Source organism: Pseudomonas sp. AC355, from assembly GCF_979258205.1.
Genome location: NZ_OZ409843.1, coordinates 1,165,281 through 1,179,183, shown reverse-complemented (window position 1 = coordinate 1,179,183; position 13,903 = coordinate 1,165,281). Strand labels below are relative to the sequence as shown.

At 60.8% G+C, this 13,903-nt stretch carries 15 protein-coding genes and 1 pseudogene; 8 read left to right on the top strand and 8 right to left on the bottom strand.

Annotation, left to right across the window (positions count from 1 at the left end):
- Window position 1 precedes the first annotated feature (1 nt).
- Entirely contained in the window at window positions 2-958 is a 957-nt protein-coding gene (locus ACZ0AI_RS05610; protein ID WP_463564930.1) for a GGDEF domain-containing protein, read from the top strand.
- A gap of 46 nt (window positions 959-1,004) precedes the next feature.
- Here ACZ0AI_RS05610 and ACZ0AI_RS05605 read toward each other — a convergent pair whose 3' ends face one another.
- The 7 genes and pseudogenes from ACZ0AI_RS05605 to ACZ0AI_RS05575 form a co-directional block, all read right to left on the bottom strand.
- A complete protein-coding gene (locus tag ACZ0AI_RS05605; protein WP_463564929.1) occupies window positions 1,005-1,184 on the bottom strand; it encodes an HPP family protein in 180 nt (59 codons plus the stop codon).
- A gap of 91 nt (window positions 1,185-1,275) precedes the next feature.
- A pseudogene (locus ACZ0AI_RS05600) lies at window positions 1,276-1,521 on the bottom strand (HPP family protein); the annotation flags it as partial.
- Window positions 1,522-1,535: 14 nt separating this feature from the next.
- Window positions 1,536-1,784: a DUF1272 domain-containing protein gene (locus ACZ0AI_RS05595; protein ID WP_463564928.1), complete on the bottom strand. Its 249-nt coding sequence runs from the start codon at window positions 1,782-1,784 to the stop codon at window positions 1,536-1,538.
- Complete coding sequence (locus ACZ0AI_RS05590) at window positions 1,777-2,787, bottom strand: GlxA family transcriptional regulator (RefSeq protein ID WP_463564927.1); 1,011 nt, start codon at window positions 2,785-2,787, stop codon at window positions 1,777-1,779. The genes ACZ0AI_RS05595 and ACZ0AI_RS05590 overlap by 8 nt, the downstream gene beginning before the upstream one ends.
- Before the next feature lie 95 nt (window positions 2,788-2,882).
- Window positions 2,883-3,908 carry a DNA topoisomerase IB gene (locus ACZ0AI_RS05585; RefSeq protein WP_463564926.1) on the bottom strand — a complete coding sequence of 342 codons (1,026 nt, stop codon included), beginning with the start codon at window positions 3,906-3,908 and terminating at the stop codon, window positions 2,883-2,885.
- Window positions 3,909-4,184: 276 nt separating this feature from the next.
- Window positions 4,185-4,454, bottom strand: coding sequence for a hypothetical protein (locus ACZ0AI_RS05580; RefSeq protein ID WP_225832207.1), 270 nt, complete (start codon window positions 4,452-4,454; stop codon window positions 4,185-4,187).
- Window positions 4,455-4,807: 353 nt separating this feature from the next.
- Window positions 4,808-5,887 carry a patatin-like phospholipase family protein gene (locus ACZ0AI_RS05575; protein ID WP_463564925.1) on the bottom strand — a complete coding sequence of 360 codons (1,080 nt, stop codon included), beginning with the start codon at window positions 5,885-5,887 and terminating at the stop codon, window positions 4,808-4,810.
- Between the two features lie 128 nt (window positions 5,888-6,015).
- On the opposite strand from ACZ0AI_RS05575, the gene ACZ0AI_RS05570 reads away from it, so the two are divergent.
- The 4 genes from ACZ0AI_RS05570 to ACZ0AI_RS05555 are packed head-to-tail and all read left to right on the top strand — an operon-like array spanning window position 6,016 to window position 8,633.
- Window positions 6,016-6,330, top strand: a complete 315-nt coding sequence (locus ACZ0AI_RS05570; RefSeq protein WP_463564924.1) for a PepSY domain-containing protein — start codon at window positions 6,016-6,018, stop codon at window positions 6,328-6,330.
- A gap of 35 nt (window positions 6,331-6,365) precedes the next feature.
- Window positions 6,366-6,644 (top strand): PepSY domain-containing protein, encoded by a 279-nt coding sequence (locus tag ACZ0AI_RS05565; protein WP_442964012.1) that lies wholly within the window; start codon window positions 6,366-6,368, stop codon window positions 6,642-6,644.
- A 1-nt stretch (window position 6,645) separates the two neighbouring features.
- Window positions 6,646-7,314, top strand: coding sequence for a response regulator transcription factor (locus tag ACZ0AI_RS05560; RefSeq protein WP_225832213.1), 669 nt, complete (start codon window positions 6,646-6,648; stop codon window positions 7,312-7,314).
- The gene (locus ACZ0AI_RS05555) at window positions 7,311-8,633 is read left to right on the top strand and encodes a sensor histidine kinase (protein WP_463564923.1); all 1,323 of its coding nucleotides are present in this window, start codon (window positions 7,311-7,313) and stop codon (window positions 8,631-8,633) included. Before ACZ0AI_RS05560 ends, ACZ0AI_RS05555 begins: the two co-directional genes overlap by 4 nt.
- Before the next feature lie 148 nt (window positions 8,634-8,781).
- Here the strand turns inward: ACZ0AI_RS05555 and ACZ0AI_RS05550 are convergent, their stop codons facing one another.
- The gene (locus ACZ0AI_RS05550) at window positions 8,782-9,378 is read right to left on the bottom strand and encodes an NADPH-dependent FMN reductase (RefSeq protein ID WP_225832216.1); all 597 of its coding nucleotides are present in this window, start codon (window positions 9,376-9,378) and stop codon (window positions 8,782-8,784) included.
- 239 nt (window positions 9,379-9,617) lie between these two features.
- Between ACZ0AI_RS05550 and ACZ0AI_RS05545 the strand changes: the two genes are divergently transcribed.
- The 3 genes from ACZ0AI_RS05545 (at window position 9,618) to ACZ0AI_RS05535 (ending at window position 13,897) form a co-directional block, all read left to right on the top strand.
- On the top strand, window positions 9,618-10,940 hold the full coding sequence (locus ACZ0AI_RS05545; protein WP_463564922.1) for a Na+/H+ antiporter family protein: 1,323 nt from the start codon (window positions 9,618-9,620) through the stop codon (window positions 10,938-10,940).
- 116 nt (window positions 10,941-11,056) lie between these two features.
- Entirely contained in the window at window positions 11,057-12,739 is a 1,683-nt protein-coding gene (locus ACZ0AI_RS05540) for a methyl-accepting chemotaxis protein (protein WP_463564921.1), read from the top strand.
- Between the two features lie 93 nt (window positions 12,740-12,832).
- Window positions 12,833-13,897 (top strand): AI-2E family transporter, encoded by a 1,065-nt coding sequence (locus tag ACZ0AI_RS05535; protein ID WP_463564920.1) that lies wholly within the window; start codon window positions 12,833-12,835, stop codon window positions 13,895-13,897.
- Window positions 13,898-13,903: the final 6 nt, after the last annotated feature.

The window sequence follows — 13,903 nt, the reverse complement described above, 5'->3', positions numbered from 1 at the left end:
CATGGCCGCGAACATGGATTTGAACGAATTCCACTGGCTACTGGCGATCGTGCAGAGTATCGACGTTGGCGTGGTGGTGCTGGATCGCGACTACCGGGTCGAAGTATGGAACAGCTTCATGGAGAACCATTCCGGCCGTACGGCTCGGGATGCGTCCGAGCGCTCATTCTTCGAACTGTTTCCGGAGGTCGAAGAAAGCTGGTTTCGCCGCAAGGTTGAAAGCGTTGCCACGCTGGGCACGCCGGCTTTTACCATTTGGGAGCAGCGGCCCTATTTGGTGCGCTTCAAGAACTACCAGCCGATTACCGGTCTGGAAGATTTCATGTACCAGAACACTACCGTTCTGCCGTTACAGGCCACCAACAGCAAGATCGAGCACCTGTGCCTCATCATCTATGACGTCACCAGCGTTGCGGTGAACAAGCGCCAGTTGCAGTCGATGAATGACCAGTTCAAACACCTGTCACGCACGGATCGGCTAACCGGTCTGAATAATCGCGGGCACTGGGAAGAAGAACTCAAGCGTGAGCATGCCCGTCACCGCCGTTATGGCAGCGGCGCATCGCTGGTGATCTTCGATATCGATCACTTCAAGAAGGTCAATGACACCTACGGCCACCAAGCGGGCGATGCGGTGATCCAGGGGCTGGCAAGGGTGGTGCGTGAGCAGGTTCGCGATACCGACATCGCTGGGCGTTACGGTGGCGAAGAGTTCGTGGTGCTGCTGCCCGATATAGATTCGGTAGGCGGTAGCATCTTCGCTGAGCGTCTGCGTGGCGTGGTCGAGCGCTTACAGATCAGCCATGAGGGGCAGGTGATTCCGTTCACCATCAGCCTGGGCGTGGCCGACCTGAGCGAGCCCTGCAACGACCACCAGCAACTCATCGAGCGGGCCGACCAGGCCCTGTATAGCTCCAAGCGCAACGGCCGCAACCAAGTGACCGTTTTCGGCGCCTGATGGCTCGTCCTGTTACCTACCCGAATAGCAGGACGGTCGTCGCATATCACCAGTATTTGGGATAGCGGGCTTGGCGACTTGCGTTGTTATAGATCAACGCCACCAGAACCAGTAGTAGGGCGCCACTGAGCGTGGCGTAGAGCAGAAAATCCCAGCCTGGCTGCGCCAGGAAGACGATCACCGGATTGGAACCAGCCGGTGGGTGCACGGTGCGGGTCAGCATCATCAGTGCAATGGCACTGCCTACTGCCTACTGCCAGCGCCACGGCCCACCAATGCGGCCCGCAGAGGTTCAGTAAGACCAGCCCCGTGAACGTACTCAGCAGGTGTCCGAATACCACGTTACGCGGTTGCGAGAAGGACACATCGGGAAAGCCGAACACCAGCACGCACGATGCGCCAAAAGAGCCCAGCAGCAAGCTCAGGGTCAACACGTCCCCAAGTCCGGCAATCGTCGCAATCGCTATCACACCGCCCAACCAGGCGATCAGCACCTGGCGGAGGTTGGGGCGTGGGGGCAGGGCCACGGCGTCGCCACGAAGCTTGTTCACGAACTTGAGCATGGTGGTCTTCTGAATCAGGTGCGCTGGGCACAGCCAGCGGGGTTGTGGATCCGTAACGTTGACGGCGGGTTGGCGGGTAGTTTCGTGGCCGGCCGGATCGGGCGATGAACCAGCTCTCCCGTGCAATTCGGGCAACGGCCTTGCAGGTGGGTGTCGGCGCAATCACGGCAGTAAGTGCACTCGAACGAGCAGATACGCGCATCGCTGGACTCTGGCGGCAGGTCTCGGTCACAGCATTCGCAATTTGGGCGTAGTTCAAGCATGGGATGTCTCCTGACCGAATCGTTCGGCGTATTCCTGAGGGCTGATGGACAGATGTTTGTGAAAGACCCGGCGCAGGTTCTCCGGATGGCCGAAGCCGGTCAGGCGTGCGACCGTCGCGACGGAGGCCTGGGCGTCCTGGAGCAGCGCGCGAGCAGCCTCCAGGCGAATGCGTTCCACGTAGCGTGCCGGGCCGGTGCCTAACTCTCTGGCGAAAACCCGCGATAGGGTGCGCGGCGCCATTTTCGCTTCGCTGGCCAGCGCCTCCAGAGATAGGTCTGCACCCAGATTGGCGGGTATCCAGTCCAGCAATTCGGCAAGCCGGGGCGTACGGCTGGGTTCGGGGGCGAGCAGGGCGCTGAACTGTGCCTGGCCGCCGGGGCGGCGCAGGAACATCACCAGGCGTCGCGCCACGGCCAGCGCCATGCTGCGGCCGAGGTCGGCCTCCACCAGCGCCAGGGCCAGGTCGATACCGGCCGTCACACCGGCGGAGGTGAACAGGTGGTTGCTGCCACTGGCGCTGGCGGGGTCGTAGGTATGCAGGCAGTTGCTGTCGACGCGCAATTTATCGTGTTGGCGCAGGGTGTCGATGTCGGCCCAGTGGGTGGTCACGCGCTGGCCGTCAAGCAGGCCGGTGCGGGCGAGGATCAAAGCGCCCGAGCAGACCGAGCCCAGCCTGCGTATATGCGGCTCGGCGTCGCGCAGCCAGTTCAGCAGGGGTTGGTTTTCACACTGTGCGGTTTCACCGATACCGCCGGGAATCAGCAGGGTGTCCAGGCTGGCGGGGTCACAGTCCGCCCACGCGGCGTCTGCCACTACGCGCATGCCTGAAGAGCTGCGCACGGCGCCTGCCTGCTCAGCGAGCATCAGCAAGCGATAGGCGTCGCCCAACCCCTGGCGATTGCGCTCAGCGTTGGCGGAGGCGAACACCTGCAAGGGGCCGACTACATCCAGACTCATGAAGTCGGTGTAGATCAACGCGGCGATGCATCTGCTTTCGTCCATGGCAATCCCTCAGGGAAGATGGACGAAGTGTGCGCGGGCGAGAAGGTGGCGGCAATGACATTATTCCCACAGATCTCGCCACTTCGAAGATGGGCTCAGGCCGTTGGGATCTTTTCCAGAAAGCGCATCAGCAGGCTTTCTTCGGAGCGCAACCCTTTACGTGCTGCTGCCAGGCGCAAATCGGCCAGCTCACCGGCATGGAAGGCGTCTATCAGGGCGGGGTGGATATAGCACTTGCGGCACACCGCCGGGGTGTTGCGCAGCTCCTCAGCAACCTGTTTGACCATCGCCACCACATGCTTCTTGGCCGAGTTCTCGGGCTGCCACTCCAGTTCACGCAACAGCGTCAGGGCCAGAGCGCTTCCTGCCCAGGTGCGGTAATCCTTGGCGGTGAAATCGGCTCCCGTCAGCTCGCGCAGGTAGTTGTTGATGTCGCTGGAGGTAACGGTGTGGCGTTCGCCATTCGCGTCCAGATACTGGAACAGGTGCTGCCCTGGCAGCTCCAGGCAGCGCCGGATGATGCGCGCCAGGCGCCGGTCGCTGACCTCCACTTCGTGCTCGATTCCGCTCTTGCCGCGGAAGTGGAAGCGTATGGCGCTGCCCTGCACCTCGACGTGGCGGTTTCGCAGCGTCGTCAGGCCGTAGGAGCGGTTCTCTTTGGCATAGCGCACATTGCCGATGCGGATCAGCGTGTTGTCGAGCAAGGTAATGACCGTGGCCATTACCTTTTCGCGGCCGTGTTCGGGCAGCAGCAAGTGTTGTTCCACCGTCTGGCGCAATTTCGGCAGGGCTTTACCGAATAGCAGCAGGTTGGCGTACTTGTCGGTGTCGCGGACTTCGCGCCAGCGCGGGTGGTAGCGGTATTGCTTGCGACCACGTGCATCGCGGCCGGTGGCCTGCAGGTGGCCCTTGGAGTCCGGACAGATCCACACGTCGACGTAGGCGGGTGGAATGGCCAGCGCGTTGATGCGAGCGATCTGCTCGGCATCGCGAATGCGTTCACCGCCAGGTTCGAAGTAGCAGAACTTGCCGCGCAGCTTGCGCCGAGTGATGCCAGGGCCGCTGTCATCGACGTAGTGCAGATCACTGGGTAGTTCGGGGATCAACGGCGAGTCGCTCATCGACGGCACTCCAATACGGTAATGGAGGCGCCAACCAAGAGGTAAGCGACGCAATGCGTCATCGGAAACCGCTGTACTTCAACGACGTAATGCATGCCGGCCAGCTCGTTGCGATGGATAAATACTTAGCCAGCCGAATATGATCGGAAGTTCAGTGTTTCCGAATGCGGTGAACCGGAAAATAAAACAGGGGAGGGATGTTTCAGTACCGAGACAAGTTGCCGCACCAGAGGTGCGGCAACTTTCATGACATAGTGAAAGTGAGCGACTACCGCTCTATTCCGGCATGCTCCACGGCGCGAGGTTAAAGCCTTTGCTGCTCAACTCGTCGCGGGATTTTTTCAGGGCCTTGGCCAGCTCCTGTGGGTCGCTGTAAATGCTGCTGGTGAGTTGCGTACGATCGATCAGGCGAGTGCTGGTGCGGTCTACGACCGTAAGGCTCAGCACGCCGGTGCCATCCTGAGGGGCCCAGGCTACACAGTGAAAAGGTTGAAAGGCACGATCGGCAATCAGCAGTGCATCATTGAAACGCAGCGAAGCGTTCATGGGGTCGGTTCTCCGAGGTTTTCCCAGTGACTCATAGTGTCAGCGAGCTTGTTAACGCTGACGTTCATAGCTGTTGATGTTTCGATGAGCCCTGCAAGTCACATCCGAATCAATTAATTTTTCAAAAAACCGAAAATTAAATTGTGAAGTTGACGAGCATCAAAGTTTTCAAGGGTTAGGACACTCATTGCGTTACCAACCATTGAAACGACACCAACAGTTAATAGGAAAATAACCTGAGTATTCGGTTCCGTTTGGTTCCGTGTTTTTTATCAATAATGGCAAGCGTTTAACGGCAGTAGGCGAGCTGCTGCCAGTTTTCCGACGTTTACGTCGTGAAACGCTGCCGGGATCTACAGTGGCTGCAGGCGATCAGCCAGGCTGCCTGCCTCTAGCAGCTCGAGAAACTCATCACCCAGGCGCTGGCTTTCGTCCATTGCCAGGCGCCAATATCGCTCGCGCCCGGCGTCATCACCGAGAAAACGGCTGAAATCCTTGCGATCCGGCAGCTTGCCGTAGGGCAGACGTGCCAGGTACTCGCGCGACGGAGCGAGGAGCAGGACATTCTGCAGGCGTGTGGCATCACCGCGACGCCAGGGCATGCCCTTGTCGAACCAGCCGGGAATGATGCGATCAGTAAAATGCGGGTACAACACGATGTCATCACCGCTGTACGGCAGATCCAGGTGGTAGTCGAGCAAGCCGCCATCTCGATAGGTGCCCGGGCCCACGCCGGGGATGTCGCGTACGCCCTGCATCACGAAAGGGATCGAACCTGACGCCAGTAGCGCATGGCGCAGGTTGCCGACATCCAGCGGTAGGCAGCGCGAAGGAAAGTCGGTAAGTGGATGCAGGGGCGGCGCAAGGCGCGCGTCGTGCAGTATCACCCGTTCGAAGTGACGGGCCAGTCGAGAGCGACCCAGGATGTTGCTACCCATCACTGACGAGAGTCCCAGTCCTAGGGCGCGCCTGCCATCTTCGGCAAGCCGACCGTGGCTTTTCACCACCACGATATTGAGCCGATAGTGGGCATTGTCGAGCACCGTGGCATCCTGCTGCTGCAGCAGCTCATCGAGCATCTGCTTACATCGCTGAGACACCTCGAGCATGCTCACGCCCTTGGTGAAGCGCATGCCGGTGTACAGCTCGCCCAGGCGTCGCAATGCCGCCGCGGGCTCTGGCAGGCAGGCACTGGCGAAGCGCCAGGAACCAATCGAGGCGCCGATCAGTGAGCGTTCCCGCGGTGCGCGCGCCAGCCAGTCGCCGAACAAGGCGATATCCAGCCCCTGGATGCCGAGTGCCTTGGGGCCACCAGCCGCACCGGGCAGGGTACCGACATCCGCCGGCTGCAGATTACGTTCGCGAATGCGTGCCAGGGCACGGCGGCCAGCCTTGAGGGTAAGGGCGGGGTACTTGATCTGAATGGCGCTCATGCGGGGCTCCAGTTGCGAGCGGCCAGTATAGAGGCCGGAGGTATGCAGGTCTGTGGAGCAATTCAGTTTGAGTTAAGTCGCCTCCCTTAATCTGAACACCGTCGAAACAGATCACCAAGGAGTTAACCGTGAAGAAATTGACTGCATTGTTCGCCGCTGCCGCTGCCGCCCTGACCGCCACCGCCGGTATCGCCCAGGCCCGTGACCTGGGCCCGGACGAGGCGCTGAAGTTGCGTGACGCCGGTACCATCCAGTCCTTCGAAAAACTCAATGAGGCTGCCCGTGCCGCACATCCGGGCGGTAAACTGGAGGACACCGAACTCGAGGAAGAATATGGTCGCTACCTCTATCAGGTAGAAGTACGTGACGCCCAGAACCGCAAATGGGATGTCGAACTCGATGCGACCAATGGCACCATCCTCAAGAACCATCAGGATGATTGATGAAAGGCAACCCGGTTTTACGCTTCATTTCCATCATGCTGCTGGTGACGCTGACCTGCGCCGCCAGCGCGCGTGACCTCGATCAGGACGAGGCGCGGGATCTGCGCTTGAGTGGCGTGATCCTGCCTCTCGACCAGTTGATGCGTGAGGCGCTGCAGCGTTATCCCGGCGCGACTCTGCTCGAGGCCGAGCTGGAGGAGGAGGACGATGTCTTCGTTTACGAAGTGGAACTGCTGACCCGCGAGGGCGTGGTTCGCGAGTTGGAACTGGACGCCCACGACGGGCGGATTCTGAAGGATGAGGTAGACGACTGACATGCGCCTGTTGCTGGTGGAAGACCACGTTCCTCTTGCTGATGAGTTGATCGCCTCGCTGACCCGCCAGGGTTACGCGGTGGACTGGCTGGCCGATGGCCGCGATGCCGTGTACCAAGGCGCCAGCGAGCCCTATGACCTGATCATTCTCGACCTCGGTTTGCCCGGCAAACCGGGGCTCGAGGTGTTGCAGGAATGGCGTAAGGGTGGCCTCGCTACCCCGGTGCTGGTGCTCACCGCCCGCGGCTCGTGGGCGGAGCGTATCGAAGGGCTGAAGGTCGGTGCCGACGATTACCTGACCAAACCGTTTCACCCTGAAGAGCTGCAGTTGCGCATCCAGGCGCTGCTACGTCGTGCCCGCGGTTTGGCCAATCAGCCGCAACTGCAAGCTGCCGGCTTGCATCTGGATGAAGGCCGGCAATGCGTCAGCCGTGGCGAGCAGGAGATCGAGCTGACCGCTGCAGAGTTTCGTCTGCTGCGCTACTTCATGATGCACGCCGGGCAGATTCTCTCCAAAAGCCACCTGGCCGAACACCTCTACGATGGTGAAACCGAGCGTGACTCCAACGTCATCGAGGTTCACGTCAATCACCTGCGCCGCAAGCTCGGCCGCGAAGTGATCGAAACCCGTCGTGGCCAGGGCTACCGGTTCTGCGGTAGCGCAGCTTGAGGTCGATTCAGCGACGTCTGAGTCTCGGCCTGATCAGCGTACTGTTGATCATAGGCCTGCTACTGGCACAGACCTGCCTGTGGCTATTCGACAACAGCCTGCGCCGCTACATGCAGTCGGGGCTCGAGGAGGAGGCTCAATCGTTACTGATTGCCCTGGTACGCGGCCCTTCCGGTATCCAGCTGGATGAATCGCGGCTCAGTGCAGCCTTTCAGCGACCATACTCCGGGCTTTATTTCCGTATCGACTTTGCCGACAAGAGCTGGCGTTCACGCTCATTGTGGGACAGCGAACTGCAGCCCTCGGATATCGATGGCCTGCAGCCCGAGCTACAGGACGGGCCACAGGGACAATTGCTGGTCGCCTACCGCGGCGAGTACCGACGCTTTGGTCAACAACTGACCATCTCCGTGGCACGCGATTACACGCCTGTTCTGGAAAGTTTTCGGCGCGTACAGCGCATCGGCCTTGGCCTGGGCCTGGGTAGCCTGGCGCTGATTCTGTTATTGCAACGCATCGCCGTCAGCCGAGCTCTGCGCCCACTGGAGCAGACCCGGGTGCAGATCGCCCAGCTGCAGCAAGGCCAGCGTTCGGAACTGGATGAGCGGGTACCCGAGGAACTCGAGCCCCTGGTCGAGCAGATCAACCATCTGCTCGCCCACACCGAAGACACCCTGAAACGCTCGCGCAACGCCCTCGGCAACCTCGGCCATGCCCTGAAAACGCCGCTGGCGGTATTGGTCAATCTGGCCTCGCGGGACGAACTGCGTGCTCATCCAGAGCTGCGCGACAACCTGATCGAACACCTGCAGCAGATCGAACAGCGTATCGCCCGCGAATTGGGCCGTGCCCGGTTGGCCGGCGAAGCCTTGCCCGGTGCGCATTTCGATTGCAAGGAAGAGTTGCCGGGACTGTTCGCCACCCTGGGCATGATCCACGACAGCGGCCTGGAGTTGAGTTGGCAGACGTCGCCGCCGGATTTGCGCCTGCCACGCGACCGCGAGGATTTACTGGAGCTGCTCGGCAACCTGCTGGATAACGCCTGCAAGTGGGCGGACAGCCAGGTGCGCCTGCAGATCGTACAGACGGGCGATGCTTATGTGCTGAGTGTCGATGACGATGGCCCAGGGATCGAAAGCGAGCGCCGCGAGGATGTGCTGAGCCGGGGCATTCGCCTGGATGAGCAGACCGCTGGGCATGGTTTGGGCTTGGGCATCGTGCGCGATATCGTCGACGCCTGGGGCGGCACGATATCGCTGCATGACAGTGATCTGGACGGCCTCTGCGTCAGGATCGAGCTGCCGCTGCGCGGCCGTTGATCTGTAGCCTGCTACTGAGCGCCGTAACGAGAGTTTCCCCGGATTTCGCTTCACTCTACCCAGGCTACAGGGCCGCGGATCGCTGCTAACGTTTTGATCCCCGTCTTGCCGGAGGCATCCATACAGTCGATGAATGCCTCGCTGTTGCTTACATGCCGTTGGTGAACGCCGGATCGCTCAGGTCGATATTGGCGCGAACCGGCTTCAGCGCTTCACCGTACTGAGCAAGGATGTCCAGGGTGTAGTCGATACGCGCGCGAATGCGGCTGTCGTCTTCGCTGGCCGGCTGCTCGTCATTGAGCACCTTGGTCACCTGGCGGATGATCAGGTGCTCCGGTAGGTAGTTCACGCGGCAGTTCTTGTAGCTCGAGCTGCGCAGCTCGGCGATCGGGCTACCGCCGCCAATACCCGACGATACACCCACCAGCAGACCCGGCTTGTGGGCCAGCTCGGCCTTGCTGGCATAGATGAAGAAATTCTTGATCGCCGGCCCGGCCATGCCGTTCCACTCGGGGGCGATCACCACCACCGCATCGGCACTTTTCAGGCGCTGGCTGTAATCCGGCCACGTGCCTTTGTCTTCGGCAGGCCACAGGGGCAGGGGGCCGGTGCCCAGATCGATGACCTGGCTCAGCTCAGCGCTGGTCTTGCCCAGGGCAATCAGACGCTGACGTAGAAAATGGGCGACTTTTGCGGATTGGCTATCAGGGCGGCTTGAACCTGAGACCAGAACGATATCGAGCATGTGGATCCTCCATGGGTAAAAGGCGTGAGGCTAACGCCCGCTATCGCAAGCGCAAAGGACGTTTGTGCTATTTGCTTAGAACCGTTCTTGAGTAGGCCGTGTGAATCTGACCGTAACGCCTGCGCCGATTTTTGACACCTAGGTCAGCTTCCGGCAGAGTGCGACGCTTTTTGTGGCCTGCCGCCCCTGGCGGCCACCCCAATGGGCCGTGGCTTGCGCGGCGATTCCAGGAGCCATTCATGAACGCAGTTATCGCCGCCGTCGGCATCATGCTGATTCTCAGCCTTTGTCGGGTGCATGTGGTGGTGGCGCTGATCGTTGGTGCGCTGGCTGGCGGGATGATCGGCGGCCTGGGCATCGAAGGCTCGCTGGCGGCGTTCAACAAGGGCTTGGGTGGTGGTGCCACCGTGGCGCTTTCCTATGCCTTGCTCGGTGCCTTCGCCGTGGCCATTGCCAAATCCGGGCTGGCCCATGCCCTGGCCGACAAGGCGCTGGTGCTGGTCGGCCGTCAGGATGCACGCGGTGGCGGTGGCGGTTCGCTGAAGTGGATGCTGGTGGGGCTACTGCTGGTGGTAGCGATCTCCTCGCAGAATATCCTGCCGATCCACATCGCCTTCATCCCCTTGCTGGTACCGCCGCTGCTTTACGTCATCACTCGGTTGCAGATTGATCGGCGGCTGATCGCCTGCGTGATCACCTTCGGACTGGTTACGCCTTATATGTTTCTGCCAGTAGGCTTTGGCAGTATTTTTCTCAACGAGATTCTGATGGCCAACGTAGCTCGCAGCGGCGCGGATGTCAGTGGCGTGAACGTCAGCCATGCCATGCTGATTCCCGCCTTGGGGATGTTCACAGGCCTGCTGCTGGCACTGTACAGCTATCGCGGCAAGCGCCATTACGACCTGGCGATGGTCGAACGCACAGAGCGTGTAGGCGTTGCCTACAGCGCACGCAGCCTGCTGGTGGCTGGCGTTGCGGTGGTTGTCGCCTTCGCCGCTCAGTTGTGGCTCGACTCCATGATCATCGGTGCACTGCTCGGTTTTGTGGTGTTCTCCGCCTCGGGAATCGTGCGGTGGAAGGAAACCGATGACCTGTTCACTGAAGGCATGAAGATGATGGCGATGATTGGTTTCATCATGATCGCTGCTTCGGGCTTCGCCGAGGTCATGCGCGAGACCGGCGAAGTCAAGGGGCTGGTCGATGCCAGTGCCCAGTGGATTGGCGACAGCAAGGGGCTGGGTGTGCTGGTGATGCTGCTGGTCGGCCTGTTGGTGACCATGGGTATCGGTTCTTCATTCTCCACGGTGCCCATCATCGCAGCGATCTTCGTGCCGCTGTGCATGGCGCTGGGCTTCAGCCCACTGGCCACCGTCGCCATAGTCGGGACTGCGGGGGCTCTGGGCGATGCCGGGTCGCCTGCTTCTGACTCGACCCTGGGGCCTACCTCCGGCTTGAACGTGGACGGCCAGCACAACCATATTTGGGACACCGTGGTGCCCACCTTCCTGCACTACAACCTGCCATTGATGGTGTTTGGCTGGGTGGCTGCGATGGTGCTGTAGCACGACAGGCGCAGTTTCCGCGTGGCTGCTCGCGAACTTAAGGTTTGCCGGCGCCTGCCGATGACGTGAGTAGAAGCCTTTCCCGTTGGCTTCGCCTGGCCACAAGGAAAATAACAATGCGCCTGACCTTGAAGTCCAAAGTCGTGCTGTTGGCACTGGTTCCCGTTCTGCTGTTCGCCCTGGTGCTCAGTGGCGCTGCCGCCAAAGTGCTATATGGCCTGGCTGAGGAGGAAGTCGCCGAGACCCGCGAGCGCCTGCTGGATGAAAAGCGCAACGAACTGCAGAACTACAGTTCGATTGCCCTCGGTGCCGTACAGAGCCTCTATGAAGCTGCTCCCAACGGCGACCTGGCCAGCCGCGCGCAAGCTATCGCTATCCTGTCGAAGATCAAATACGGCAAGGACGGCTATTTCTTCGGTCACGACTCCAACGTCGTCAGGTTGTTTCGCAGCGACAGCCCAGTGGATGTCGGCAAGAGCCTCACTGACCGGCGGGACGTCAATGGTGTCTACGTCAACCGTGAGTTGGTGCGTGTCGCCAAGGACAACAGTTACTACGTCAATTATTCCTCACCGCTGCCTAGCAACGAATCGATCCAGGTGCCCAAACTCGCCTACAGCTATTACTTGCCGAAATGGGATATGGCGCTCGGCACGGCGATCAATCTGGACGGCGTTGAGGCGCAGATCGCTGCTGTGCGTGAGGGTATTGATCAGCGAGTGAGCACCATCATCACCAGTATCCTGGTGATCGCTGTGGTGCTGCTGGTGGTCTTCGGGGTGGTCGGCGCGATTCTCGCCAACACCTTCCTGCGTCCGCTGCAGCAGATCAAGGCCAATCTCGACGATATCGCGGCCGGGGACGGGGATTTGACTCGTCGCCTGCCGGTAACCAGCCGTGATGAGCTGGGTGAGTTGGCCGGTTCGTTCAACCGTTTCGTCGACAAGGTGCACGGCCTGGTACGGCAGATCGCCGACATGACCGGACAACTGACCGAATTGGTCGGTCAGGTTGCCGCCCAGGCGCAGCGCTCCGAGCAGGCCATGGAGCGCCAGCGTCATGAGACGGATCAGGTAGCCACGGCGATCAACGAGATGTCCGCTGCGGCTCACGAAGTGGCGAAGAGTGCCCAAGGGGCTGCGGAAGCTGCCCAGCAGACTGATCGCGAAGGTCAGGCGGCCAAACAGGTGGTCGACGGCAGCATTGCCCGCATTCATTCCTTGGTTGGCGACATTCGCGGTAGCGGCACGTCACTCGATAACCTGCAAAAGGACGTTCACTCCATCGTCAGCGTGCTCGACGTGATCCGCTCGATCGCCGAGCAGACCAACCTGCTGGCCCTCAACGCGGCCATCGAGGCAGCACGTGCCGGCGAGGCTGGCCGTGGTTTCGCCGTGGTTGCCGATGAGGTGCGAGCGCTGGCCAGCCGCACCCAGCAAAGTACCCAGGAGATTCAGGGCATGATCGACCGCCTGCAGAGCGGCACCCGGGATGCGGTTAATGCCATGCGCCAGTCCAGCGATGCCGGCGACATCACCAGTGAACAGGCCAACAAAGCGGGTGCCTCGCTTGATGCCATCGCCGGGCTGATCGGTACCATCAATGCCATGAACGCGCAGATCGCCAGCGCCGCCGAGGAGCAGACCGCAGTCGCCGAAGAGATCAACCGCAGCGTGCATCAGATCGCCGGCGCGGTGGACAGTGTCGCCGACGAAACCCGCCAGGGCGCGCAGACGGCACGCAGCCTGGCGCAGCTGGGGCAGGGCCTGGAGCAACTGGTACGTCAGTTCAGAATCTGAGCCTTGCGGGCAGGGATGCCCTTCTGGAGAAGTTTCTCGCACTTTGTCCGGACCACAGCAGACTAACGGGCATACCCCTTCTGTGATCCGACCATGCCCACTACCTCCCTCGAAAAGAAAACCTTCATCCTGCTGCTCGTCCTCGTGACGATCGCCTTCATCTGGATCCTGCTGCCGTTCTACGGCGCGGTGTTCTGGGCGGTGGCGCTGGCGGTGGTGTTCGCCCCCTTGCAACGGCGTATGGCCCGGCGCATTGGCGGGCGCGGCAACCTGTCGGCTTTGCTGACGTTGGTTATTTGCCTGTTAGTGGCGATTTTGCCGGTGATCTTCATCACCTCGGCGATGGTGGCGGAGGGCACCAGCATCTATCAGCGTATCGAGTCGGGCGAGCTGGATGTCGGTGCCTACGTTACCAGCACCAAGGAAATGCTTCCTGCGTTTCTGCAGCAGCAGATCGACCGCATCGGCATGGGCAACCTGGACGGCCTGCGTGAGCAGATATCCAGCGGCGCCGCAGCCGGCAGCCAGTACCTGGCTACCAAGGTGTTCTCCATTGGCCAGGGCACCATTCAATTCGTGATCAGCTTCTTCATCATGCTGTATCTGCTGTTTTTCCTGCTGCGTGATGGCCAGGAGCTGGTGCGTGATATCCGTATGGCAGTTCCGCTGGGCGACAACACCAAGCGCCGCTTGCAGATCAAATTCACTCGGGTGGTTCGCGCGACGGTCAAAGGCAATATCGTGGTAGCAGCGGTACAGGGTGCACTGGGCGGTTTGATCTTTTGGGTGCTGGGCATTCCCAGCCCACTGCTGTGGGGTGTATTGATGGCCTTCCTGTCGCTACTGCCTGCTGCAGGCGCCGGCATCGTCTGGGCTCCTGTTGCCATTTACCTGTTCCTCAGCGGCAGCATCTGGCAGGCCGTGGTACTGACCCTGTTCGGCGTGCTGGTAATCGGCCTGGTGGATAACATCCTGCGACCGATCCTGGTCGGCAAGGACACTCGCTTGCCCGATTACCTGATTTTGATCTCTACCCTGGGCGGCATGGCGCTGTTCGGCCTCAACGGCTTTGTTCTCGGCCCGCTGATCGCCGCATTGTTCGTGGCTAGCTGGAACCTGTTCAGCGCCGGCAAGAAGACGGTCAGATTGCCTGAATAAGAGCTG

Bases quoted from the DNA above. Each gene is read 5' to 3' on its own strand.
- ACZ0AI_RS05610 (WP_463564930.1), top strand. From the start codon at position 2: ATGGCCGCGAACATGGATTTGAACGAATTCCACTGGCTACTGGCGATC.
- ACZ0AI_RS05605 (WP_463564929.1), bottom strand. From the start codon at position 1,184: ATGATGCTGACCCGCACCGTGCACCCACCGGCTGGTTCCAATCCGGTG.
- ACZ0AI_RS05595 (WP_463564928.1), bottom strand. From the start codon at position 1,784: ATGCTTGAACTACGCCCAAATTGCGAATGCTGTGACCGAGACCTGCCG.
- ACZ0AI_RS05590 (WP_463564927.1), bottom strand. From the start codon at position 2,787: ATGGACGAAAGCAGATGCATCGCCGCGTTGATCTACACCGACTTCATG.
- ACZ0AI_RS05585 (WP_463564926.1), bottom strand. From the start codon at position 3,908: ATGAGCGACTCGCCGTTGATCCCCGAACTACCCAGTGATCTGCACTAC.
- ACZ0AI_RS05580 (WP_225832207.1), bottom strand. From the start codon at position 4,454: ATGAACGCTTCGCTGCGTTTCAATGATGCACTGCTGATTGCCGATCGT.
- ACZ0AI_RS05575 (WP_463564925.1), bottom strand. From the start codon at position 5,887: ATGAGCGCCATTCAGATCAAGTACCCCGCCCTTACCCTCAAGGCTGGC.
- ACZ0AI_RS05565 (WP_442964012.1), top strand. From the start codon at position 6,366: ATGCTGCTGGTGACGCTGACCTGCGCCGCCAGCGCGCGTGACCTCGAT.
- ACZ0AI_RS05560 (WP_225832213.1), top strand. From the start codon at position 6,646: ATGCGCCTGTTGCTGGTGGAAGACCACGTTCCTCTTGCTGATGAGTTG.
- ACZ0AI_RS05550 (WP_225832216.1), bottom strand. From the start codon at position 9,378: ATGCTCGATATCGTTCTGGTCTCAGGTTCAAGCCGCCCTGATAGCCAA.
- ACZ0AI_RS05545 (WP_463564922.1), top strand. From the start codon at position 9,618: ATGAACGCAGTTATCGCCGCCGTCGGCATCATGCTGATTCTCAGCCTT.
- ACZ0AI_RS05540 (WP_463564921.1), top strand. From the start codon at position 11,057: ATGCGCCTGACCTTGAAGTCCAAAGTCGTGCTGTTGGCACTGGTTCCC.
- ACZ0AI_RS05535 (WP_463564920.1), top strand. From the start codon at position 12,833: ATGCCCACTACCTCCCTCGAAAAGAAAACCTTCATCCTGCTGCTCGTC.